This window comes from Trichocoleus sp. FACHB-591 (assembly GCF_014695845.1).
Lineage (GTDB): Bacteria > Cyanobacteriota > Cyanobacteriia > FACHB-46 > FACHB-46 > Trichocoleus.
In genome coordinates, this window is sequence record NZ_JACJPA010000001.1 from 1 (window position 1) to 1,645 (window position 1,645).

2 protein-coding genes and 1 pseudogene are annotated in these 1,645 nt (G+C 48.0%); all 3 read right to left on the reverse strand.

Going from position 1 to position 1,645, the window contains the following annotated elements; all coding sequences use genetic code 11:
* Positions 1–943, reverse strand: a 943-nt coding sequence (locus H6F90_RS00005) for a DUF5996 family protein (RefSeq protein WP_190549070.1), incomplete at its 3' end; no start/stop codon positions are given.
* Between the two features lie 33 nt (positions 944–976).
* Positions 977–1,252, reverse strand: a complete 276-nt coding sequence (locus H6F90_RS00010) for a UBP-type zinc finger domain-containing protein (RefSeq protein WP_190549073.1) — start codon at positions 1,250–1,252, stop codon at positions 977–979.
* A gap of 36 nt (positions 1,253–1,288) precedes the next feature.
* A pseudogene (locus tag H6F90_RS00015) lies at positions 1,289–1,645 on the reverse strand (antibiotic biosynthesis monooxygenase); the annotation flags it as partial.

Consider the following 1,645-nt stretch of genomic DNA (forward strand, 5'->3'; position numbering starts at 1 on the left):
GCAGTTGCGACTTAAACGTCAACTGCTGAAGTTCTTTTTGATTCCAGTTGCCTAACCTGGCGGCAGCTTCGTAGGTGCTTTGCAAGAACTCTAACAACATCTGATCCGGTGATTCTGCCTCGCGGACAGCGTCATAGGGCAAAATAAATTCACCCAACTCTTTACTGTAAAATGCAGCATCAGGACGAACCTCAGCCTGCTTAAACCCATCGGGTTCTGGGTACGCATAGGAATAAAACGCTGGGTATGATAACCCGGCTCCGGGCCAAAATCCGGCACTACTGACTTCCTGGGAATAGGCTTCCTTTGCCACTACATCCGGTAAATTTGGCACCCCTCCCGGATGCTCAGGAGCCGATCGCCCCGAAAAGCGAGTCACTGCTAAATCAAAACTCCCCCAGAAAAAATGAACCGGACTCACCTTGCCGGAAAAATGTGAACGAAATTCTCGAAAGACGCGATCGGACTGTAGCAGCACTCGCCAGCATCGATTGGCATAATCCGCATCATAAGCAGCATGGGTTTCATCCTGCTCAAATCGAATTGGATCAGGGACTTCATTCGGTTTGGTGTTAATTGTGATGTGAAGATCTAATGCTCTCAGAGTTTCCATCACAGTCTGATAAAAATCAGCAACCGAGCGAGGGTAGAGTGCGATCGCCCGTCTTGCCCCTTCGCTGGTTTGAATCAGCAGCTCATGATCAATGAAATCAAAGTCGATTTGAAAGATGCGGCTACCATAAGGAATCGTGGAAGTGGTCAGTCCCCGAACGGTTAAATAGAGGGGAATATGCCAGGAATGATTAATCCACGGAGTTTGGGCAAAGCGGATTTTGCCGATGATTTGAGTCCACATGTGCAAGGTGGCATAGGTATCTTGCCATGCGTCCAGGGGTAAACTCGGCCAAATATCCGTTGAGGTCAGGGTAGGCTGATTTGACATGATGGTTTCCTCGTGAATGGAAGCAGAGATTGATCAATAGTTCTTCTTCTTTTCATCGGCAAAACACCACAGCCATTGTTCTCCCAATTCGGCTGAACTGATCACCGCATGTCCGCTTTCTTCGTAATGGCAGCGGGCGTGCTGATTTTTAGATGAGTCGCAGCACAACATTTTGCCACAGGTTTGACAAATTCTCAAGTGAACCCAGCGATCGCCAACTCGCAGGCATTCCTCACAGTGGAATACCGGGTCATTGGCTTTTGAAATCATAGTCTCTAGCGTCAGTTCGTTCAGGTGTTGACAAGACATGGAGGATTCCTATGAATGTGCAAGATATGTACTTGATCAAGTGGGATACAGCCATCTGCGAAAGAGTTGAGTGAGGCGCGGCATCATCACATAGGTCAGCAGGGCAACCGTTAGACCTGTAACTAAAAACGTTCTGAGCAATACCGGAAGCCCAATCAAGAGCGGTACTAGCAAACGATTGAGAATCGATAGCGTGAAAAACACTCCCAGCCATGTCACGACCGCCATTTTGTAGCGCGGCGGTGGAGCTTTCATGGGTTTGTTGGGAAGCGTAAACCAGGTTTCTAGACCGGTCAGGGTTTGAATGGTTTCAGGCTTTTCAATTAAGGGTTGCAGTCGCTCAATCCATTCTTGCCGAATATCTGATTCAATCCAGGTTTTGAGATTGTTGTA